28 protein-coding genes are annotated in these 21,255 nt (G+C 57.6%); 22 read left to right on the top strand and 6 right to left on the bottom strand.

Annotated features, from left to right (window positions below):
- Window positions 1-80: 80 nt before the first annotated feature.
- Entirely contained in the window at window positions 81-971 is an 891-nt protein-coding gene (locus tag ACS5Q1_RS02375) for a M10 family metallopeptidase C-terminal domain-containing protein (protein ID WP_473096688.1), read from the bottom strand.
- Between the two features lie 123 nt (window positions 972-1,094).
- Here ACS5Q1_RS02375 and ACS5Q1_RS02370 point away from each other — a divergent pair, with 123 nt between their 5' ends.
- The 12 genes from ACS5Q1_RS02370 (at window position 1,095) to ACS5Q1_RS02315 (ending at window position 9,761) form a co-directional block, all read left to right on the top strand.
- A complete protein-coding gene (locus ACS5Q1_RS02370) occupies window positions 1,095-1,382 on the top strand; it encodes a hypothetical protein (protein WP_473096687.1) in 288 nt (95 codons plus the stop codon).
- 119 nt (window positions 1,383-1,501) lie between these two features.
- Window positions 1,502-2,656, top strand: coding sequence for a M50 family metallopeptidase (locus ACS5Q1_RS02365; protein WP_473096686.1), 1,155 nt, complete (start codon window positions 1,502-1,504; stop codon window positions 2,654-2,656).
- 793 nt (window positions 2,657-3,449) lie between these two features.
- Entirely contained in the window at window positions 3,450-4,214 is a 765-nt protein-coding gene (locus ACS5Q1_RS02360) for an SAM-dependent DNA methyltransferase (RefSeq protein ID WP_473096685.1), read from the top strand.
- Between the two features lie 265 nt (window positions 4,215-4,479).
- Complete coding sequence (locus ACS5Q1_RS02355) at window positions 4,480-5,040, top strand: hypothetical protein (protein WP_473096684.1); 561 nt, start codon at window positions 4,480-4,482, stop codon at window positions 5,038-5,040.
- 2 nt (window positions 5,041-5,042) lie between these two features.
- A complete protein-coding gene (locus ACS5Q1_RS02350) occupies window positions 5,043-5,510 on the top strand; it encodes a hypothetical protein (protein WP_473096683.1) in 468 nt (155 codons plus the stop codon).
- Entirely contained in the window at window positions 5,476-6,186 is a 711-nt protein-coding gene (locus tag ACS5Q1_RS02345; RefSeq protein WP_473096682.1) for an XF1762 family protein, read from the top strand. The genes ACS5Q1_RS02350 and ACS5Q1_RS02345 overlap by 35 nt, the downstream gene beginning before the upstream one ends.
- A gap of 96 nt (window positions 6,187-6,282) precedes the next feature.
- A complete protein-coding gene (locus tag ACS5Q1_RS02340; RefSeq protein ID WP_473096681.1) occupies window positions 6,283-6,528 on the top strand; it encodes a hypothetical protein in 246 nt (81 codons plus the stop codon).
- A gap of 99 nt (window positions 6,529-6,627) precedes the next feature.
- Complete coding sequence (locus tag ACS5Q1_RS02335; RefSeq protein WP_473096680.1) at window positions 6,628-7,116, top strand: thermonuclease family protein; 489 nt, start codon at window positions 6,628-6,630, stop codon at window positions 7,114-7,116.
- A gap of 51 nt (window positions 7,117-7,167) precedes the next feature.
- Window positions 7,168-7,323 (top strand): sunset domain-containing protein, encoded by a 156-nt coding sequence (locus tag ACS5Q1_RS02330; RefSeq protein ID WP_473096679.1) that lies wholly within the window; start codon window positions 7,168-7,170, stop codon window positions 7,321-7,323.
- Window positions 7,324-7,456: 133 nt separating this feature from the next.
- Window positions 7,457-8,494: a hypothetical protein gene (locus ACS5Q1_RS02325; RefSeq protein ID WP_473096678.1), complete on the top strand. Its 1,038-nt coding sequence runs from the start codon at window positions 7,457-7,459 to the stop codon at window positions 8,492-8,494.
- 39 nt (window positions 8,495-8,533) lie between these two features.
- Window positions 8,534-9,433, top strand: a complete 900-nt coding sequence (locus ACS5Q1_RS02320) for a hypothetical protein (RefSeq protein ID WP_473096677.1) — start codon at window positions 8,534-8,536, stop codon at window positions 9,431-9,433.
- Window positions 9,434-9,443: 10 nt separating this feature from the next.
- Window positions 9,444-9,761 (top strand): hypothetical protein, encoded by a 318-nt coding sequence (locus ACS5Q1_RS02315; RefSeq protein WP_473096676.1) that lies wholly within the window; start codon window positions 9,444-9,446, stop codon window positions 9,759-9,761.
- Window positions 9,762-9,766: 5 nt separating this feature from the next.
- Here ACS5Q1_RS02315 and ligD read toward each other — a convergent pair whose 3' ends face one another.
- The 3 genes from ligD to ACS5Q1_RS02300 all read right to left on the bottom strand — a co-directional run bounded on the left by ligD (window position 9,767) and on the right by ACS5Q1_RS02300 (window position 12,024).
- A complete protein-coding gene (gene ligD, locus ACS5Q1_RS02310; RefSeq protein WP_473096675.1) occupies window positions 9,767-10,885 on the bottom strand; it encodes a non-homologous end-joining DNA ligase in 1,119 nt (372 codons plus the stop codon).
- 7 nt (window positions 10,886-10,892) lie between these two features.
- Window positions 10,893-11,327, bottom strand: coding sequence for a hypothetical protein (locus tag ACS5Q1_RS02305; protein ID WP_473096674.1), 435 nt, complete (start codon window positions 11,325-11,327; stop codon window positions 10,893-10,895).
- Window positions 11,328-11,487: 160 nt separating this feature from the next.
- On the bottom strand, window positions 11,488-12,024 hold the full coding sequence (locus ACS5Q1_RS02300; RefSeq protein ID WP_473096673.1) for a hypothetical protein: 537 nt from the start codon (window positions 12,022-12,024) through the stop codon (window positions 11,488-11,490).
- A 91-nt stretch (window positions 12,025-12,115) separates the two neighbouring features.
- Between ACS5Q1_RS02300 and ACS5Q1_RS02295 the strand changes: the two genes are divergently transcribed.
- A complete protein-coding gene (locus ACS5Q1_RS02295) occupies window positions 12,116-12,820 on the top strand; it encodes a hypothetical protein (RefSeq protein ID WP_473096672.1) in 705 nt (234 codons plus the stop codon).
- 98 nt (window positions 12,821-12,918) lie between these two features.
- On the opposite strand, the gene ACS5Q1_RS02290 is transcribed toward ACS5Q1_RS02295, so the two are convergent.
- Window positions 12,919-15,150 (bottom strand): spermidine synthase, encoded by a 2,232-nt coding sequence (locus tag ACS5Q1_RS02290; protein WP_473096671.1) that lies wholly within the window; start codon window positions 15,148-15,150, stop codon window positions 12,919-12,921.
- 94 nt (window positions 15,151-15,244) lie between these two features.
- The gene (locus ACS5Q1_RS02285; RefSeq protein ID WP_473096670.1) at window positions 15,245-16,051 is read right to left on the bottom strand and encodes an outer membrane protein; all 807 of its coding nucleotides are present in this window, start codon (window positions 16,049-16,051) and stop codon (window positions 15,245-15,247) included.
- A gap of 216 nt (window positions 16,052-16,267) precedes the next feature.
- Here ACS5Q1_RS02285 and ACS5Q1_RS02280 point away from each other — a divergent pair, with 216 nt between their 5' ends.
- The 9 genes from ACS5Q1_RS02280 to ACS5Q1_RS02240 all read left to right on the top strand — a co-directional run bounded on the left by ACS5Q1_RS02280 (window position 16,268) and on the right by ACS5Q1_RS02240 (window position 21,244).
- Complete coding sequence (locus tag ACS5Q1_RS02280; RefSeq protein ID WP_473096669.1) at window positions 16,268-16,720, top strand: hypothetical protein; 453 nt, start codon at window positions 16,268-16,270, stop codon at window positions 16,718-16,720.
- Window positions 16,717-16,995, top strand: coding sequence for a hypothetical protein (locus ACS5Q1_RS02275; protein ID WP_473096668.1), 279 nt, complete (start codon window positions 16,717-16,719; stop codon window positions 16,993-16,995). The genes ACS5Q1_RS02280 and ACS5Q1_RS02275 overlap by 4 nt, the downstream gene beginning before the upstream one ends.
- Window positions 16,992-17,297: a hypothetical protein gene (locus ACS5Q1_RS02270; protein WP_473096667.1), complete on the top strand. Its 306-nt coding sequence runs from the start codon at window positions 16,992-16,994 to the stop codon at window positions 17,295-17,297. The genes ACS5Q1_RS02275 and ACS5Q1_RS02270 overlap by 4 nt, the downstream gene beginning before the upstream one ends.
- A complete protein-coding gene (locus ACS5Q1_RS02265) occupies window positions 17,290-17,916 on the top strand; it encodes a hypothetical protein (RefSeq protein ID WP_473096666.1) in 627 nt (208 codons plus the stop codon). The genes ACS5Q1_RS02270 and ACS5Q1_RS02265 overlap by 8 nt, the downstream gene beginning before the upstream one ends.
- Window positions 17,917-17,967: 51 nt before the next feature.
- The gene (locus ACS5Q1_RS02260; protein WP_473096665.1) at window positions 17,968-18,465 is read left to right on the top strand and encodes a hypothetical protein; all 498 of its coding nucleotides are present in this window, start codon (window positions 17,968-17,970) and stop codon (window positions 18,463-18,465) included.
- Between the two features lie 178 nt (window positions 18,466-18,643).
- Window positions 18,644-18,961: a DUF5983 family protein gene (locus tag ACS5Q1_RS02255; protein WP_473096664.1), complete on the top strand. Its 318-nt coding sequence runs from the start codon at window positions 18,644-18,646 to the stop codon at window positions 18,959-18,961.
- 34 nt (window positions 18,962-18,995) lie between these two features.
- On the top strand, window positions 18,996-19,280 hold the full coding sequence (locus ACS5Q1_RS02250) for a hypothetical protein (RefSeq protein ID WP_473096663.1): 285 nt from the start codon (window positions 18,996-18,998) through the stop codon (window positions 19,278-19,280).
- 27 nt (window positions 19,281-19,307) lie between these two features.
- A complete protein-coding gene (locus ACS5Q1_RS02245; RefSeq protein ID WP_473096662.1) occupies window positions 19,308-19,949 on the top strand; it encodes a hypothetical protein in 642 nt (213 codons plus the stop codon).
- Between the two features lie 38 nt (window positions 19,950-19,987).
- Complete coding sequence (locus ACS5Q1_RS02240; RefSeq protein WP_473096661.1) at window positions 19,988-21,244, top strand: hypothetical protein; 1,257 nt, start codon at window positions 19,988-19,990, stop codon at window positions 21,242-21,244.
- Window positions 21,245-21,255: the final 11 nt, after the last annotated feature.

The following is a 21,255-nucleotide window of genomic DNA, read 5'->3' as shown; positions in this document are numbered from 1 at the left end:
TAGGCGGGTGTTCTTTCTTTCCGACATCGGACAGTCCGGGAACTTTTATCCGATAGTGCGGGAGGTCTCGTGTCGTAGGCCTAGAGGATGAAGAAGGACTTCGATAGGCTTACAGCGTCATCCAAACGAATGGAGAAGTCGGCTGCGCCGTCGCCATCCACGTCGCCATAAATGTAGGTATCAGAGGCCGCTTTATCGAACCGCAATTCTCCAGCCTTGTTACTGAACGCAGTGCTGCCGATAAAGCTGAAGACTCCGTTCCCTGCGCTGGTGACGTCGGCGTCGATCCCTCTCAGATCGATCCGGTCCTTCTGAGCCTTGGAAAAATCAAAGATCGTGTCGCGGCCGTTACTGTCGACCGTTGAATCCGTAATGGATTTGAACACGAAGGCATCCCTTCCAGTTCCGCCGTAAAGACTGTCGCTCCCGCCGGATCCGAAAATGGCATCGTTTCCAGAGTTGCCCATGATTTTGTCCTGGCCGTTGCCGCCCGCCAGCCGGTTCGCCGCCGAGTTCCCGCTGATCGCGAACCCAAGCTCAATCGCGATCGTGTCTCCATCATCGAACGCCAAGCCATCAGCATTCACATAGAGCGCGTTCTTCGTGAAGCTGATGTTCTTCCTGGTAATCTCCAGAGATGTATCCGCCGCTACAATGTCGATTGCATAGAGCGACTTGCTCTTCCCCGCACCGAGCGAGTCGAACTTCAGGCCGTATCCGTTGAACCCGCCTCTGTCAGGTACATCCGTAAAGGTTCCAGAATAGCCGCTGATGACCTTGTAGCTAAAGCGACTTCCGGAGATATCGAATTGCGCAGGGACCACATTATAGATGCTCCCGTTCAATTCGTAGAACTTCGAATTGTTGAACTCGATCTTGCTCGCCGAGATCTTAACCGACGCCGGCTTGGTGATCGGGTTGTCGCGCTCCGGCGAGTAAACAGTAAGCTGTACTTTCGTTCCATTAAGCATCTTCAGCCCCTAGGCACGCTTGTGAATAGCCCCGGAGTCCAGATAGCTGAACAGCATTTTATTCTCAACCAGATTTAGCTGATGCAGCAGGTCACACAGTCAAACCCCAAAAGGTAAAACATCATGCGCAGCGGTCTCTCTCGTGTCGAACAGCAGCCAATCCCCGACGCCGATGCTGTCGCGGCACTTGCACGCATTCTCACGGAGATGAATGGACCCTCGACACCCGCATGCGACTCTACAGGAACACCTGACGGTGACCACGAGGAGGATCTCGGCTACCAAATCGCGGCAAACGCTATCCTTGACCAGCTCGCAGCAAAAGGCTTCGCGATTTCACGCTTGGCTAAGGACACATCCCTCGGGCCGAAGGTTCGGGACACCGCGGCAGCGCGGTTCACCGTTTTCTAACTCTCCTGACTCCACCGAGGGTTTTCCCGGCCAATCGGCGAGAAACATCGCGGATCAGGCTGCCAATTTCGCGCAATCCGCTTTAAAACGCTAAAACGCGAAATAGGAATTCTCAAATCATGGCCGCCTTTTTCAATTCCGCATTTTCCTCGTTGTTATCGCTTTCTCTGACACTCGCCGCTTTCGTCTTTGTACTCGGCGTCGTGATTGCCGTTCACGAAGCAGGGCACCTGTTCACTGGACGAGCATTTGGCATCAAGGCTGACGTCTTCTCCCTTGGATTTGGCAAATGTCTTTGGGCAAGAACCGATCGACAAGGCACCGAATGGCGGATTTGCCTCGTGCCGCTCGGCGGGTATGTGAAATTCGCCGGCGACAAGAATGCGACCAGCCAGGTATCCCATGAAGCCGTTGCCGCGATGAGCGATGCCGAAAAACGGGCAACTTTCTTCCACGCTCCCCTCGTAGCTCGTGCCTGCACAATCGCGGCTGGCCCCCTCACAAACATTGCTCTCGCAGTGCTGGCATTTGGGGTGATCGCTTTTGTCGAGGGACAACCGACCCTTCATGGACAGGTTGGGAGCATCAACCGCGGAGCTCCTGCAGAGAAGGCCGGTATCAAGGTCCGTGACATCATCACAGCCGTAAATGGTGTCGAGACGCCGGCCGCAGAGGATATCATCGCTGCCGTCCAGCAACATCGTGACTCCCCCATGGTCATGACAATTCGACGCGAAGCGCAGACCCTCGATCTTACCGTTACCGCAGAACTCAAGACCAAACGAAACGATGATGGAACGATCGTGGAATCGTATCCGGTAGTTGGTTTTAGTTTCGCCACGACACCCGAGAACATTTTCTATGTCCCTATGGGCGTCAGTGACGCGATCGTAAATGGGGTCAAAGTTACCTATCGGGTGGCAGAAATCACCGCAGTGACATTCAAGAAGATGATTACTGGCGAGGAAGGAATCGAGAACTTATCCGGCCCGGTCCGGCTGGCGGCGATTTCCGGCTCCTACGCCGAGAACCACGGCATTGAGGGCCTTATCCTCTTGATCGGCTTCGTGTCAGTGTCGATTGGGTTCATGAACCTATTGCCGATCCCCGTCCTTGACGGCGGTCATCTTGCTATGTTCGGCTATGAAGCGATTGCAAGAAAGCGGCCGAACAACAAAGTCGAACAGTTCAGCTACGGTGTTGGATTGGCCTTCGTGCTGTCGCTCATGATCTTTGCCACCTTGAGCGACGTTGCTCACCTCTTCTTCAAATAGGAAAATCGGCTGGCTCCTAACGCAACATTCGTCTGGGCCTGCCATCCAAGCGATGCTGGCCGAGACCAGATCGATCGCTGGGTTGAGCGATGGCATACCGGTCCCAACGACCTTGAACTCCGCGAGTTTCTTGGGCTCACCCTCGAAGAATACACTCGTTAGGTGAGAGAGCCGGATTCCATTTGTGAGATAGTGCGGGCTAAACACCTATAACCAACAATCGACTGAGGGCTTGAGGCACTAAACCTCGCCCTCACCCGATCTTTCGGCATTCGCTACAAGTTCGCCGTCGCAAACGCACGACTGCAGCTCGCCTGCCTTCTCGTGACGTCACCTCAGAAAAGTTTCGCGCAATGATCCCATGATAAGGGAGGTACACCCATGCCCGAAAACACGGCTCTACTTGAAGCCGTCGATGTCCTGAAAGATGCTGCATCGGGTTATGCTAACGCTACAAAGCTTGAAAAAGCCTCAGATAGCCTCCTTGATATTCTTCTGAGTGACCGATCGCTTCCGGCGAAAGTTCGCCTGTACCTGGAGCTTCAAGAGATACGTCGAGGCTTCCATGATCAAGCCCGCATACGCGGTCTGCTCGCCCTGTTCGGCCGTCTCAATGATCCGATCCCCCGACGGCGCCGACCGCGCTCACGCCCCCGTAAGCGGTTGGATCCCAGACGATAAACTCAAATCAAAATCACTCTGGTAGAAGCTACTCGACTTCTTTCTCAGGCCCTCTCCTAAATTCGGAACAGCATTCAAAATGAGTAAAAGTCCTCGGGGTGGCACATCGGTGATGGCTCATCGTCTCGGCCAGGACGCCGACCACGCTCTGCCGGATGCAGATCAGTGGCGGAAGCTCGATCTGTTTCCGACCCCTCCCTGGGGGACAAGAGCGCTTTTCAAACATGTCATGCCGGCGCTCCAGCTCCCGCCGCGCATTCGCACGGTGTGGGAACCGGCCGCGGGGTTCGGCCATATGAGCTTCCCACTTTCCGAATATTCGCAGATGACGCTGGCCACAGACATCTATCCCTACGGTCCACACCTCGACGCGCAGATCGATTTTACCAAGGCCGATCCGCGTACAACGCTCGTTGATTGGGTGATTACCAATCCACCCTTCGATCATGCCTACGAGTTCCTCGAGCAGGCAATGCGGATCGCTCGCAGGGGAGTGGCGTTCCTCGTCCGCCTAGCATGGCTCGAAAGTCAGGGTCGATATAACAGCCTATGGACGCAGACCCCTCCAACTGTTGTAGCCGTGTTCACCGAACGGCTTCCTATGTGCCTTGGAGGGTGGGACCCAAAACTCTCAACGGCTACGGCCTACGCCTGGTACGTCTGGACGCGAGATGACCAGGGCCAATGGCCGCGAGTACAGAGCCAGCCATTCTTCATCCCAACGTTCCTCATTCCGCCGGGTTGCAGAGAAAGCCTTACGTTGGGGACGGACATTCTGCTCGCTGAACGGTCAGTGCCAGGATGGATTTCGCCAACGCAGCGCAAAAAACTTGAAAAGATGCAACGACAGGAGCCGTCGCTCATTGCTGCAGAGTGAATCCGTTAACCACGCGAGGAATCAACAAGTAGAAGGCAGTTGATAGCGTTTTCGGCCAATAGATCCTGCTTGCGTAAAAGACGATAATAAGACTCACAAATCGTACAGAACTTATCTGAAGATCTGGCGATCTAAACGGGTGATCTGAAACAGAGACTAATCCCCGGGAGCTATTATGATCGGACGTCTTGCCAGCCGCCGCATGTCACTTGATAAGACCCTCTCGGTAATCGGTACCGCGGGTCGCAAAGATGATGCATCCCGCATGTCTGCGTATCTTTACGAGCTGATGATGCGTGAGACATTTCGCGCCATCAATGACTTCGACATTCAGCACGGGATTTCCGGCGGCGCAGCCTGGGCCGATCATTGCGCCGTCACGGCTTTTCTTCAGGGAGCCCTTGAGAGCCTCACGCTCTACATTCCGGCAGAGTTCGACGGCCGTCGCTTCGTTCCGGATGCCAGCATCCAGTTCAATCCGGGGAAGACGTCGAACTACTATCACGACATCTTCTCCCGCGCACTGAACCGCGACACGCTTCGCGATCTGGCGGTTGCGCAGGAGCGGGGCGCCCGCTTTGTTGTGAACCCTGGCTTTAAAAACCGGAACAGCGATGTCGCAAGGTCGAGTGCGATGCTCTGTTTCACGTTCGGGACATCCGCGACCGCTGCCGTGGACTTCCGCCCGGGGGATGCCGGCTTCAGCGACAGCCGCGCCGGCGGAGTGAAGGACGGCGGATCCGCAGATACATGGACCAAGGCCACGTCGCAGGCCGTCAAACGCCACGTCAACCTCTTCAAGTTGGCCCCTGCCCTTGTAGCGTGAGTATGAGTGAGAGTTCCGCTATGACACAGACAACTGAATGGACAATCTTCTGGGCGCTGCCCCACAATGAGGGCATGCATGTCCTGTGGCACAAGGGTGAGTCCCGCATCATGTTCGCACCTGATGAGAAGACTCCAGGAAATAGCCTTTTGGCGAACCTGATCCTTGACCAGCTCAACTCCGGGACTGATCTGCCTGAGTATCACGAGAACGGCGACTGGATTGTCGATCGCCCGGAAGGGACAGGGCCTGATGATAACGGTGTCCTTATCCTTGATATCGACGGCGACGTTCGGCTTGAAATCCTCGATACAGACGATCTCGACGCCAATCTGGCTCTCGCCCAGAAGGTAGCAATGATCCTCAATTCGACGGATTTCTCGAAGCTAGCCTCTCTCCCCTTGGTTCGTATCCCTCCCACACTTCCAGCTCCCTTTGGCAAAGCGATTCCTTTTCGAAAGCACGGATAAGGCGACCGCCAACGCTATTATCAGGCGACTCCACCGACACTCTTCCGAGATCGGGGTGTCGGTAAGACAAATCCTTGTACGAGACCGCAAATCCCAGGAAGTCATTGGGGTCGGCATCCTGGGCCGGCCTGTCTCACAGATTCTGGACGATGGGCTGACCCTCGAGGTCTCCCGGACTGCTACAGACGGGACTGCCCACGCCTGCTCGGCCATCCTCGGCGCTTTGGCCAGGGAAGCACAGGCCATCAAACTCCGGGGCCGTGCCATCCTTCGCCTGACCACCTACACGCGCGTATCGGAGAGTGGAGCGTCCCTCCGGGCTGCAGGCTGGCGCCTCGACGTCCAGCACCACTCCCGGTTCATTCGCCACGGCTTAGGCGTCAAACGAGAAATCGTGCCCATTGAGCCGAAGTCCTGGTCTAACGCCTCTCGCGTCCGTCCGGAGCGATCCCTAGGCCTGCCGCGGCTCCGCTGGACTAAGTTGCTGCCAGCGGCTCACAATGACAACGCCGCCTTTGAGATGGGGCGATCGGCGGCAGCGGCCGGGGCCAAAATCTCCGCAAATCCATTCTCGTACCCGGTCTTACGATCCGATGGGATTTTGCAAACCGACTTCGTCGGAAACGATCTTTGGGAGATTTGGCGGGAGGGCTACAGAATGGTTGTGCCAGGCTGAGATCCGATGCCTAGCCGCTGTCCGGCACACCAAGCAATCGCCAACGCAAAGGCTCGCCTCCCAAACCCCGCAACCCCTTAAACGAGGATCGCAACCATGACGCATCCCAACGGGTTCATCGCCGACAACGGGACAGATAACCTCGCACCCCTCACCTGCCCAGGATGCAAGAACACCAGCCGGATCGACATCGCCGCCTTGGTTTGGGTTCGGCAGACGCCACTCGGAACTGATCCGGATGCTGCCGAAGACCGGAGCCATGACTGGGACGATGCCAGCCGGTGCATCTGCCGTTCCTGCAATCATGCTGGAACCGTAGAGGAATTCAGCAAATCGGCCTAAGCTCCTGATCTAATCCGTGGACGAGATTCCTCAAATTGATGATCCTCCTCCACAACCACGCTATCGTCCCTCTTCCTCGGATCAATCCACAGATCAAAGATGCTCAGAACTTCAATTGCTCTCACGGCGCTCGTCTTGTCCGTGACCCCGCTTATGGCCCAGTCCATTACCGGCCGGGCTAGCGTGATCGACGGCGATACCCTGGAAATTCGGGGCACTCGCATTCGCCTCCATGCTGCAGACGCCCCAGAGAGTGCCCAATCCTGTCAGGGCCCTCACGGAAACCCTTATCGCTGCGGCCAGCAGGCGGCTCTCGCATTATCCGATAAAATCGGCTCGTCGAACGTCACCTGTCGTCAGAAGGATATCGACCGCTATCAGCGCATTGTCGCCCAGTGCTCGGCCAATGGCGTTGACCTGAACGGATGGCTGGTCGAGCAGGGCTATGCTCTTGCGTACCGCCAGTACGGGACCGACTACGTCACCCAGGAGGATGCCGCTCGCAAGGCGAAGCGCGGTCTGTGGGCAGGATCCTTTACCCCGCCATGGGATTGGCGGCGTAGAGAACGCGGTGCCTCCACGCCATAGCCCTCTCGTCCGACCACCGCCCGTCCGAGCGCTGCGGCCGGCGGTTGCAAGATGAAAGGCAACATCAGCGCAAAGGGCGAGAAGATTTATCATCTGCCTAGAAGCGGCAGCTATGAGCGCACCGCTATCAACGAGGGAGCCGGCGAACGCTGGTTTTGCTCCGAAGACGAAGCCCTCGCTGCCGGCTGGCGAGCCCCGAGAGGATAAGTATCCTTTGCGTCCGCAAATCAGCAAAGGAAGCGGGCAAAGACTACAGTCTAACTCGGCATAAACCGTGCTATGATGCGGAAAAGGGCGACCGCACCTAAAAACGCGGAAATTCGTAGTTGGGGCATTAACCGTGTTGAATTTCAGGTATTCCGGGAAGGTGGCAGTAGCTGCCGTTATTCTCTCGTCCATCTCGATAGCCTCACTGGCGGTGGAAATCCGTGAGCCTAGCCCGAGCCATGTCTGGGAAGCCGCTGAGGACCAAACCTCTGCCGCACTCGGAACGCCGGACACTGACGACATCGTCCTGACCCTTGCCTGTAGCCAGAAGGGATCCATCGATGTCATATTCGCGAATTACGCGCCGATGCCAGAAGGCAAGCAGGGCGATGGCGGTCCTGCAGGTATCACGCTCCGACGCGCTGGCAAGGAAGTAAGCGTCAAAGGATCACTTGTTGAGAACGTTAGTACCGGCGAATGGGACCTGTCGGTTCAGCAGCCCGTGAGGCATGCCCTCTTCGACCTTCTCAAAGGCGACCTCATCGCTGAGATCGAGAAGGATGCTCAGTACCAAAAGCCCGGGGGACAACGAGACTGGATCTCACTTAGAGGCGCAAAGACAGTCATCGAGAAAGTCCAGGCCCGCTGCTCCGGTGCGACGCCACCGAGCGGCTCAACAATGTCCCGGAGTGCCGCCCCCAAAGAGCAGCTCACGGCCAGCCAGAGTTCGGCAGCTAAGGCTCCTGGCAATGCGGACTTCGGCCGATATGCTCTCGCCGACTCTTACCGCGGACCGGTCAAATTCCCGGACTTCAAAGGCCGGGACCGCGACGCCAGCAGCTACAGAACCAGGATCCGGGAAGGCATGAAGGATGGCGCCAACTTCGCCGGGCGCCTCGCGATGATCGAGATTGGGTGCGGCGCAGGCTGCCGCTTCGCGTACGTGGCTGATGTCTCCACGGGCCAGGTCTACAACTTCCCACTCGGAGGAGAGGACAACATGTACCTCGACCTGCACTATCGCCTGAACAGCCGCCTCGTAGTTGCTTTCTGGCAAAACAGCGGCCGCTGCATGAGGGAAGACCTGGAATGGGCCGGACAAACCCTTAAGCGCCACGGTGAAAGAGACATCGGGCCCGAGGACGTCTGCTTTCAAATACAGCAGCAATAAGCATTCATCCCAGCCGCCACTACAATCGAGCCTATCGCCATGAAGCTTCTTTTTAAATCGGCCACCGCCGTTCTTCTCCTCGCTTCTACCTCTGCACTGGCACTCTCCGATACAGATCGGGAAGCTGCCATCAAAGCTGCAAAGGCTGGGCCTGTCGGTCGCTACATTGAATGTGGCATCGAGATGGGAAGTCCCGTCGAGCTAGACGTCACGCCTATGGATCTTAACGCCGACGGTGTAGAGGAGGTGATGATTACGGCCAGCCACGAGAATGGGGGCGCGGCATGTTTCAGCCATCTTGGAATGAACAAGACCCTGATGATCAGGAACCGTAAAGGCGAGTGGATAGCCAACCTTGGGTTCGATGCTCAGGAGATCAAGGCTCTTCCTGACCGGTCTAACGGCTACCAGGATCTTGCGGTTGACCTAGCCGGGGATTGCTGGCCAGTCTGGCGGCACAACGCCACTGAGTATCACATTTACAAGCAATGCCAGAAGGGCAAGCTGGTCATCGCCTCTTCGTGGAAAGTCGGAGGCTCGCAGCCGAAGAGACTCGAAGATACCCTCGGGTGGGACACCGACGAGCTTTACATCCACAACGGCTCGGGGATGTACGTCAACATGGGTACCGGGATCATCCGGTATGCGGCTCCGAAGGAGTCGATCTCGGGAACCGTCAAGGAAGGCACTGTGCTGTTCCGTGGCGAGTTCAAGAACGCTCCTGGCCTCGAGGCGCGGGGAACGGTCAGCGGGACTGCCTACGTGTTCAAGAAGGGCTGCGAGCCGGCCCCCTATCAGGTGTCGGGAACGTACAATGCGTGGTCGGTTACGATGAAGGGGGCAGCTCCGCGTCGCGCCAAAGACTCCTGTGCAATCTTGGAGACGACTAAGACCAGCCCTCACTCCATTCTCAAATTTGAGGCCCCATCGGATTATTGAGGGGATACTAATGCGATGGACCTATCTTCCGCCCGCGGCATATTTGGCCTTTGCCGTGTTTGTCTGGGTCGACTTCACCAATACGGCACGTGATGGCTTAGCAAATCTCGGTCTGCTCCTGGCAACCTATCCCGAGGCTGCGTTTGGAGTAGCCCTCACCTGGGCTCTGGGTCAGACCGGCTTCGTGCTTATTCCCAGCGGACTGGAGTACAATACCGCGCACGCAATTTACTTCTGGCCCGCAGCTCTCGTTACAGCTTACATGCTCTATCTGGTCTGCGCTGCGCTTGCGTGGCTCTGGGGACGGGCGTTCCGTTCCCGCCAGTGAGAATCTTACTCTGGCACCGAATCCGGAGTTTCCATGTCGATCACCACCTCCCGCGGATCCTTGTCCTCCCGTAAGCCAAGGAATGAGGGGTGCCGGAGAATTCGATCCCTCGTCCATTCGGTGAACTCGACTTGCGCCAGAAGGCGCGGTTTCACCCAATGCACCTTTGCCCGCATATAGGTACCCTTCGGCAACACTGCAGTCGGTTTAGCCTGCTCAAGTTTCTGTAAGCGCCGCTGAAAATCGATCAGGAACTCGCGGGAATATCCAGTGCCGACTTTCCCCGCATAGCGGATCTCCCCTTCCGGCGAATAATAGCCGACCAACAGCGCCCCGAAACCGACACGGGATCGCTGTGGCTCGGTGTACCCGATGATGATGAACTCCTCAGCGTTGAGGCATTTGACCTTCAACCAGTCGTCGCTTCGGGTCCCTCGGTAGACCGAAGCGCGCCTTTTGGAGATGATGCCTTCCAGTCGGAGCTCGCAGGCTTTCGTGTACAGATCCTTGCCGCTTCCTACGCGATACTCGCTCACGCGGATGTTGGTCGGCGCTTTGGCAAGGATGTGGGCCAAACTACTTTTGCGTTGATCGAGCGTAAGGTCCCTGAGATCCGCCCCACCTAAGAACAAGAGGTCGAACGCAACATATACCAAGTCAGCCGTATCACCCTTCGAGAGGGCATCTTGCAGTCCTGCGAACGAACTAATGCCGTTCGCTTCCAGCTTCACGATCTCTCCATCAATGACCGTCTCATACAGTCTAAGCTCGGAGAAAGACGCTGCCAGCTCCGGAAAGCGATCAGTCCAATCTTGATTGTTTCGGGTAATAAGACGAGGCAGCGCATGATCAATCCGTGCCAACATCCGGTACCCATCGAATTTTATTTCATGGAGCCAGTCATCTCCATCCGGGGCCTCCTTCTCAAGGACGGCTAGTTCAACAGGAATACGCCCTGGAAGCGGAGCACCAGAGGCCCGTCCGAGCGTCTTGATAGTTTTGACGAAGGTACGCAGCTTGACCATTTCCTGAAACAAACAAGCTGCCCTCAAAGAGGTTCCAAAACATACCAAAAGCCGCAGGTTCCTGATCCCCTGCGGCTCTTCTTGTGACAGTCCGAACAATCCCCTCCTACCGTACAGAAGCCGGCAGGTATTTGAGAATCCCCTGAGGGGTACTGATCGTCGGCTGGTCCGTTCGATCCTCAACCTTGTATCCCAGAGAGCGGGCAAATGCAGGCGCTCCGGTCATCACGGAATCGAAGATCCGGCCATGACAAACGGCAAAGTATTGGGACATGGATACCGCATTGGCATGCCCATAGCGGATATCATCCTGCAGCGTAAGAAAGTCTACCAGATACTTCCCTTCGAACGGAGACACCACCGCAGGCATTTGCTTCGAGCAAAACACATACGTGGCGCCCGCTACCGGCAAGCGAGATTTCTTCCTTGGCGACTGCATCGAATAAGACCAGCTCTCTCCTTCGACACGGAACAGCACACCGGCCGAGTGGAAAAGGACGGGCTCCGAGTACTCGATTGTCGGAGTGATGCACTCGCCCATCTGGCACCAGTCGGGCAGAGGCTTCGCACTAGGTTTCCCTTGGAGACCGCTAGCCGGCTGAGCGGCCGTCCCAGCCGCGAGGATAACAAGCGCGAATGATGTCAGAACGAGTCTCATGACAATCCTTTGTACCCTTTTCGGAGTTCTGAACTGATCAATCTCAAGCGAGTCCAAGGCTTTTTACGGCCTCAACAAGTTCCGGATGCATTTCAAAGAGCATATGACCACTCTCCGGATCCTTGTGTTCCAGTTCCCTCACCAAGGCACTCATAAAGAACTCCGAACCATCCTTGTACCGATCGAATTCCAGACCGATAGTCCTGCCGACCTCAGCTCCCAACGCCCCATAATGGGCATTTGCTCCTTCATAACTGTCCCATCCGGCCGCAGCGGCTAATTCGGTCGCAGTCAAAGGCCGAGCCGCATTAGCCCTCAGCATCTTCTCCTCGTGCGGCCGCGGAGGATTGGCCTTAAAGTACCGGATGTACTCCTGGGTCGTGCCGACCCTAGGGCTACGGCGCTCCTTGGCTTCACCGGCCCTCTGAGAATCGATGAAGGCTCGGCCCTTCAATCGAGCTTCCTCCAGCGTTGCGCCATCAACGATCGTCAATCGCTCCCGTCCCAGGAAAACCGCAACTTCCGGCCGCCCCCGTAGGGTTGAGCCCTTGAGGATGTGCCCATTGTACTTCTCCTCCATTCCGACCCCCAGCTTGTTCGAAACAACCACTCAATCCCCAGCGTCACCTCCGCTCAAGAGCAGCGAACCCGACGCCAAAAGGATAAACGCAATGAACCTTATTTCTTGCACCCTGACAGGCGTGGATCAACAGACAGATCTGTCCAAGCTCATCGATCTGTCCTGCCGGTTTCCCCAGGCTGAGTTTGCGATCCTCTTTTCCCCCGAGCGCTCGGGACGCCAGCACCGGTTTCCGGCCTTCCAATCTATCCTAACCATGTTAGACGCCGGTCCTGTCCGCTGGGCCATTCATCTGTGCGGCGCGGCGGTGCCAACTTTCATTCGAGCAGCGAACTCGGAAAATCGGGAATTCCAGGATGAGGCGGCATTTCACCTCGCCAGCCATCCAGCTGTTTCCCGAATCCAACTGAACTTTGCATTTCGACGGGCGAAGTTTTCCCTTCGTGATCTGGACCAGGCGATACGATCCCTCTCGAAACCCGTGATTACGCAGGAGCATGGCGCTAATCAAGGGGTTGCCCTCGCCATCGGGGCCCCCAACCACCAGGTGCTCTTCGACGCTTCGGGAGGGCGCGGGATCGAGGCATCCGAATGGTTACCGCCCCTTGAAGGTAAAATCTGCGGTTTCGCCGGCGGCCTGGGCCCGGAAACGCTCTCAAGTACGCTCCCAGCCATCAAACGGGCTTCCGCTGGGCAGCCATTCTGGATCGATATGGAAACCCGCATTCGGAACGAGAAGGATTGGCTCGATCTGGATGCATGTGAAAGCGTATTGCAGATTACCCAGAGGACCTAGCAGAGCGGATCTAGTCACAAGGAGATGCCAAAGATTCGAAAGGCGGCGGTCACTGTCACCGCCGCCTATTTTCATAAGAGCCTCGGCAATCCCGGGCGTCAGTTAGATGCTTCAACCGCTCTCCCAGATTGGATCAAGACGTCGTCCATCCCTGGCCCGAACCACTTGTCTTTGATCCCCTCAAGGATGTTCGAATAATCGTCAGTCCAGGGGGACCGGGCATAGTCTGGACGGATCAGTTTCCATGTCCGGGCGATGTCTCCCATGTCCTCTGCCCTGTGGCCGATTGCGAGCGTAACACTTGCTCCTGTTGCCTCACCGCTGGCCTGTGTCGCACCGGCATAGGTGACTAGGCCCGCCTCGGCCGCAGCGCGTGCAACGATTGCTCGTAGATCGAGGTGCCGGTTGGAAATGTGCATCACCATGACCCCGTTCCGGCTCATTCGATCCAAATATGCGCGTATTGCCTCGACAGTGATTAGGTGAGCCGGAATCGAATCCGACGAAAAGGCGTCCAGAAAGATCAGGTCAAACGGATCTGGCTCTCTCTGCAGAGTAAGCCTTGCATCGCCATGGACGATCCTCGGATTGGGCGCACATCTTGCCATGAACGTGAACTGCGATGGATCCGTCGCAATTCCGGTCACCACTGGATCAATCTCGAAGAAGGTCCAATCCTCTCCACCCTTAACCGAACAGGCGATGCTGCCGCTTCCCAGTCCGACCGCGGCAACCCGATTGAGACGTCCCCCCTGGGCACGGCGAACAGCCTCGATCCCAAGCACGTTCGATCCGGCCGACGCGTAATAGGTCAAGGGTTCGGGCCGGCCGGTTACCGGCATGCCTTCCGCAGTCCGAAGCCTCATTGCGCCATGGATCGTGCTGCCATGGCGGATGTACCGGAACTGCCCGTCCGGAGACTCATAGACCTTATTGACGCCGAAGAATGACCGGTATGAGGTTGTCCCGACCACCAGATCAGAGAAAACCGTTACGGTGAGGGCGCAGGCAGCTCCAACAACGACTGTGCCGACGGTCTTTCTCCAGGTGATGATCAGGAGGATGATCAGCAACACCCCTGTGATGAACAGGATCGTTTCGCTCAGCCGCTCGACCGAGACGATCACAACGCCACATCCCACCAGCAGAATAGCCGCAACGAGGCCCGGATAAGCGTCCTTGGAGGTGAAATCCTTTCGTGTGACCTTCCGTCCGACAAAGAGGGCCGCCACCAGGAGGATCGGGTATTCGAGAACCCCAGAAAACAGGAATGGCGCCAGCAGGCCGCTGAACACGCCGCCCAGCACCCCGCCGGCGGACATCCACACATAGAACGAGGTCAGGTTCTGGGCCGTGGGGCGACGCTCGTAAAGAGCTCGATGAGCGATCAGAGCGCTGATGAAGAAAACCCCTAGATGCAGCACTGTTAGGGCCAGTGTCTCCGCCCCTTTCAGCAGCATCAGGAATACGAATGCGATGCCCCAGACCTGAACTGCTTTCAACTTTCCCGACGAGGCAAACGACCTCTCGCGGAACGTCATGATGAAGGTCAGCAGGAACAGGGCCAAGGGGAGGACCCATAGGAAAGGGGCAGAAGCCACATCAGTTGCAATATGGGCCGTGACAGCAACCAGCAGACCAGACGGCACTAGGGCAATGGCCATCCATCCGAGACGGTCTGACCATTGCACTGGGGCTTCCTCAAGCTCATCCGCGGCGACACTGCCGGTCATCGCTCGACCCCGCCGGATCAGGAAGAAGCCGCAAAGTGTGACGCCCGTTGCCAACAAGCCGTATAGCGATGCCCATAGAAGGCTTTGTTCCCCCAGCCGCAGCCATGGCTCGATTAGGAGGGGATAAGACAGGAGAGCGAGGAACGATCCTGCATTCGAGGCGGCATACAGAAAATACGGATCCGAAGATTGCTTGTCCCCGACTTGGCCAAACCACGCCTGGAGCAACGGGCCATTTGCCGACAAGGCGAAGAACGGCAGTCCGACCGACGCAGCGAACACGCCCAACAGCCAGAACGCGGTCGCTCCAGACGGCTCTGGATTCCCAACTGCAATGACCGTGATAGGCAGCCCTGCCATAGCTAGGGCCAGCAATGCCACATGGATCGCAATAGCAACGCCCCGGCGCATCCGCGTGACCAGCAGGTTCGCATACGCATAGCCCGCCAGCAGCAGCGCCTGAAAGAAGACCATAGCGACCGACCAGACCGACGGAGAACCGCCCAAGATGGGGAGCACCATCTTGGTGAACATCGGCTGCACACCGAAGAGCAGGAAGGCAGACAGGAAAATGGTGGCGGCAAAAAGAGGAAGCATTGTCGAAGCGTCCGCGTGGGTGGAATTGGGCTTATCAAGAAAAAGGCCGAGCGTTATGCCCGGCCTCCCCTCATCATCATGCAATGCTGGCAGCTCACCATTTGAAGTTCAGGCCGGCGCGAACGACGTTGCCCGTGTTGTCGCTGCGCACGTGGTAATCGGCGGCCTCACCTGCGGCGCCGACATCATACTTTGACGTGCCGAGATTGTAGTAGAGATACTCGAATTTGCCCGTCAGATTGTTCGTGATCGCGTATTCGGTGCCCGCGCCGACGGTATAGCCAGTGCGGGTTTCGTCACCGTTCCCGCTGATGGGCTCCAGAGGGGTCACGATGCCACCCGTGGTCACGGTGCCCTCAACGCGAGCGCGGTTTTGCACGTCGCCGAAGGCTAAGCCGCCGGTTCCATAGACAAAGAACCGATCGGCTGCCACGCCAACGCGGCCGCGCACGGTGCCCAGCCACTCAAGGCTGTTCAGGACTGTCACGGTTCCGTTGGCGGTGTATGTCGCGCCCTCGACCGTGCGGGGCATGTTCAGAGCCTTCACGTCGTCGAGATAGCTGATGTCTCCTTCGACGCCGAAAACCAACAGTCCAGTCTGCCAGTTATAACCAGCCTGGGCACCGCCAATGAAGGTTTGAAAATCGTCCTTCGGGCGAACCCAGCCGCCGAGCTCTGAGACAACGGTATCGCTGCCGAAGTGACCCTGCCTCTCGCCATAAGCCAGCCCGACGTTGCCGCCGACATACGCACCGGTCCAGACGAAGCCCGGCTTCAGGCCCTGAACCGCGGACGGCAGAATGGACGAAAACGAAGGCGCAGAAAGATCAGCAGCGATCGAAGAGGTGCTGGCAAGAGCCAGCGCTGCGGCAGCAAGGAAACCCTTCAGATGATTGTTCATGATTTGCGAAACTCCTGGTGTTCGATAGGCCGCTGTTATCCGATCGCCCCGGCTCTGTCTGCAATAAATAGTCATGATACGAATTAAAATGCGGGAAACCTCATCGGCTTGGCTAAGGCCCGCACGTCCTCCCTGACGACGTATCCGAACTTGGACGAATCCTCTCCAAAACCCCTGAATTTCCAAGGAATTGAACTCGCGCCAGGAGGCGCACCCATGGAGACATTTACAGTCACCGTCGCCTTCTATGATGCCTGGAGGGTCCAGACACTCGTCACGAAGGCAGAAACTCCCCTAAAGGCAGGCGAGAGCGCCATTCGCCTCGCCGATGGGCGGCGGGTTGATCGCTACAAACTCGAATCGTGGGATCCGAGTGCCAGCTTCATTGCCGGCATCCGGCCTGGCGGGAAACTCTCGGACAATAGGTGTGACTTGGATCCGGTCCTCGAAGGACCCATTCCTTTTCGCCTGTCCGAGGAGTTTGTCACCGGAAGCCCTTGCTCACGTGAGACAGCGCAAGGCTTGGTCGAGACCCTGTTGATGCTGCGACTTTGGGCTGCCGATCAGATCGGTGGTGCTGCGAGATGCGCTCGCCTGACCGCTGACCATCCGATCAAACGAGCCTCGAGAGCACTCCAGGCCGCCAAACGAGAAGGGCTGACCCCGTGAGCATGACTGCAACTCAGGCTACTGGCGTTTTCGCCGTCAGTTCTGGTTCGAAATTACTCGGGTTCCAGCTTGCCGATCAGTCCGGACACAACATTCAGGGCGACGACGAGGACCCTCTCAACCTCATGTCATTTCAGATCATGACACCCGCCTATGCGGTTGCCGCCATGGCAAAACTTGGAGGCGATCCCCGGTATCTCCTGATGCCGATCTTCGAGGGAGACATCGAAGAGCCCCGCCTCATCGGCCTTAGCGACAAGGAGACCAGCCAGTGACCAAACTCTTGAACCTTGACGAAATGCTCGACTGCGCCAAGGAAATCGGCCTTCCGAACGCTGATCTCTGGGCAGGTCAACTCGAAACCATCGGTTCGACCATGGCCGCCGCGATTGCCGACAAACTCGGCGTTATTGCAGGGGACGCCTCCGCCGAGGGAGTAGCATTCGCCGGCACCTGTGCTCCGTTCAATCCTGCCTTCGAGGGACAGCCCTGTCCTGACGCGTTGGATCAGTTTGATCCGGAGGGCGACTGGGATTCCGAAGCGGCAAGCAACCGGGAGGACGCCGCAGATGCATGAAAACGACCTCAACAATGCCCGCGCGGTTCTGAAAGCTGCCGGCTTCTCCAATTACCACAACTATCCGCCTTATGAGGATTTCGACCACTGGCTCAACAACGATCACGCCGTGGTCATCACGATCAACCGAGAGGAAGGCGCGTTCTACGCCCTATACCGGGCAACCAGGGTTCCAGGTGGCGAGATTGAGACGTCCCCGAACCCGGTCCTGAGCGGCACCCTAGAATCTCTGACCGCCGAGAAGATCGCTGAAATTGTCAGAAGTTTCGACACGGCACTCGTTTTCCCGCCTGAGTCCTCCCCCGCTCCAAAGAGCGATCGGCCGAAGCCTCAAAGGGTGGACCTTATGAAGGGAGCCCGGTACCGGGTTGCCAAAGTAGGGTCCCGTTTGGGCCGCTGGGAACCGCATCCAAGCGGAGGCATGATTATGAAACGGGTCGAGTTGCCCGTTGGCGCCGAAATCACCTTCGTCGGGCAGAGCCAGGGTCCCGGATCCGACCCGGGATATGTGCAAACCTTCTCGCACGGTGACGAGATCGGCGACTTTTGGCCGACCACGGTGATGGGCCTCGGCATTGAGGCGGTTTGGCTTGAGGCGATCGGAAGGGATGTTCAGTAGGTAGATCTACCTCTTGCGCGCAGCAGAAATCCCTTGTCCACTGATTGCTGCTTGCCGGCCCTCGACAATCCGCATGAGGTCTTCAATAAGCTCGCTGCAGTCGGTTTAATTCGCATCATCACAATCAAAGGCGTAAATATGAAGTTGAAGTTTGGCCTCGCTTTAGCAGCGCTCACCTTCGCGGTCTCTCCTGCTATGGCAAGAGATCCGTTCGCAGGTGGATACTCGGGGAATGACGGTGTCTGCGCCAGAAATATAAACTGCGAACTGGTTATTGATCCCGTCGCCGGCGGGAAGGCTTATACCGTCGAGTTTAGCGCTGAGCAGCAGGGACGTAGTCCCGACGGCCTCATCACGCGGAAAGACCTTTGTACGGTCACCGCTCGGCTGACCAAAGATGGCAAACAGCTTAAAGGTACTTTCCCCGGTGGCCACACGGTCGAGATTGCATTGTCAGGTGGCGGGGCCGTCGCAGTGAGCAAGAACTCGGCCAATCCATGCGGCTTGCCATTCTCGATCAGCGGCAAATACGAAGCCTTTGGGGATTGAACCCGACACGATCGTCCGGCTTTACTGCAGTAGATCAATACACCGTAAGCGGCGAGGAGTATCAAGCTACTCCTCGCCCTTTCTTTTTCCGCTGAGTTGAGTGTTCCTCAGCGAAGGTCTGCATCTCCCGAAGCCCTGATTGGCTGAGAGCGACAATTCAAAACCCCAGGAAATCTCCATGACCGACCCTGTGTTCAAACCAGCGGTGGAATACCCGCTGCGCGCCTTTTTGGACCTGTCCACCGCGCACCTTCGGCCAGAAACGCTTGCACATCTGAATACGCTTGAGAACGACGATCTGCCGTTCTCGGGCGGCGTCACCCAGCATGGCTGGCTGGTCTATGCCCCGCACGAGGCTGACCTAGAGGCTTATCCCAAATGCCCGCCAGAGATCGTCGACGCCATGAAGAAGGCCCGTGAGCTCGGCGCCGATTACGTTCTCTATGACAACGAGGCTGATCCGGACCCGAACGTGCTCCCTGTTTTCGAGCACTGATCCGTCCCACTCCTTTTTCGACTGAGGTGTTTCCATGACGCCCCAATCTGTCCAATCCGCCGCAGACGCACTGGCGCAGCGCGGAGCTATCATTGCTCTTCACGACGAGATCGCCGCATCGCTCACCATCGGTTCACGGGTGCAGATATTCACCCCCGATGCGGCCAATCAGACGTGTGAGCTCGTGATTGAGACCGGCGATGATCTCGACGCCGTGTTCAATGCCCTGCGGGGGAGATTCCAGAACCGGCTGCGATCCGTGGATGAGCGCCTCCATGATCTTGGCGTCGACACCTCTCAACTCTCCACCATCGACTGAGCCACGTGACGCCAGGAGCTATAAACCATGTTCCAAGAACACATCGCCGGACGGACCGACAACCCCTTCCTCTCCATGCGTGCCAAGCTCCATGATCGGCTCGGGCCTCAGGGGCGCGAGACGGTCCGAGCAATGGCCACTCAGGGGATTTTTGATGCCACGCCGTCAAGCGGCGACAATCCCTGGGTGGAGTTTCAGCACGAGGGATACAAGTTCCGGGTCCGGACCCTCGGAGACGATCTGGAAGTCGAACTGATCGGGGAACCGACCCTCAATGAAGCCCTGGCTGTTCGGGGGCTCTCGCACAAGCGGGATGGGCTGACGAACGCCGATGGGCGCCACACGATCAAGGACAGTTTAGGCACCATCATCGGCCGCTACACGGCCACCGAAGCATGGGCTCAGGTGATCAACGACACCAAGCGCCCCCTGCCTGACTTCGACCCGTCCAAAGTCCGCATTGAGCGACACCGGATGAGCGTCACTCAGGGCGAGACCTCGGTATTTTACGACGAACGGTTGCTCAATCGCTACGGTGACGAGATCAGGCTGCTCGACAAGGATGCCACTCCTCCAGCCGGGGCCCACGTCATTGCAGGCTATTGCGGCTATGGCGATCAGGATTGGATCGATACAGCTCGGCGCGTCGTCACGCGAGGCTCCTGGTAAGGGGCCCAGCCCCTTCCCTCCTGCATACCAGGCTCGCGATGTCCCGAAATCTCGCAACCCTCCTCCAAACGACTTTCGACTTCGACGTCTTCGTCGCTGAACCCGTGGTGGTCGCTCCTCCTGCGATCCAGCCTCTAATCATCGGCGCCGGCCTCACGACGCCTCCCCGGCCCGACAACGACAACCAAGTTGGTTCCACCGCTGACACTTTGCTGCAGGTTCTCAAGCAGAAACTCGTGATCTTTGCGTCCGGCATGAGCCGCATTAGCGACCTGGATGCTGGGACCTTCGCTTGGAATAGTCTCAGATCTCGCGGGATTGGTGTTGAGGCTGGAGAATTGTCGAGAACCGCTATCGAGGCGATTGCCGAGGCCGTCGTCCTCAACAAGACCCAGATCTTCGTCGATTCCGGAGCGTTCAGCGAATTCAAACGCAGCCTTCGTAATCCGTCCCAACCGAAGGGAATCGTCCATGACCTTTTCGCGGACGAGACGGAGAAGTTGCTAGCTTCCTGCCGGACGATCGATTTCCAAAGATGTTGGCTACGATATGAGGCCATCAAGGCAACCATCGCCTACTACCTCAACGGCGATAGCGGCATCGAGGGGTCAGCCACCCCGGACCATCCGGGCTACCCTCGGCCGCTGTTCGTGATGCCCGACGTTGTCGGCGACCAGGCCGCAAGCCTTGCCCTTATCGAACGCTATCGGGCATGGATCTTGGAAGAGATTGAGCAGAACCAATCCAAGCCGATCATTCCGATCCAGGTTGGGGCGCTGACCCTGTCGCAGGCGTTTGCCCGCGTCGTCGCTGTTCTGCAAACTGATGAATTCATAACCGGGATACCCTCGAATGAGCGGGCGATGACCCCCGACCAACTCCGCGAGTTCATTCGTGAAACCCGTCCCAGCCGCCTGCACTTTCTGGGGGCAGCGTCCTCTAAGACCCTAGACCCGAAGCTCAAGATCATCGCTGGGGCCGGCCATGAGCCGACGCATCTGAGCGCCGATGCCAACATCTGCCGTTCGTCTGTGTATGGGAAAGGCATCGACAAGAACCGCTTCCGTGCCATCGTGGAAACGCTCTACCGGCGCTCGGTGGAAGCACAGCAGGCCGCTGGCGAGCCCCCGGGATGGCGTAAGGCGAAACCCGGGGACCGGCTGCCCGATGGGACACGCCTCGTCCTGAAAGGGCTCAAATGTAGCCTTCAGGCCAAGCAAGTTGCCTCTCAGCACCAGGGCGGCCGGGTCATTCCGACGGCCCTCTCCGGTTCGCGGTCACGGCCTCGTAGTTAGTTCTTCCCCTA

It is taken from the genome of Microvirga sp. GN3, from assembly GCF_055792825.1.
Note: the sequence above shows the minus strand (reverse complement) of the source record. Positions and strands in the feature narration are given on the sequence as shown.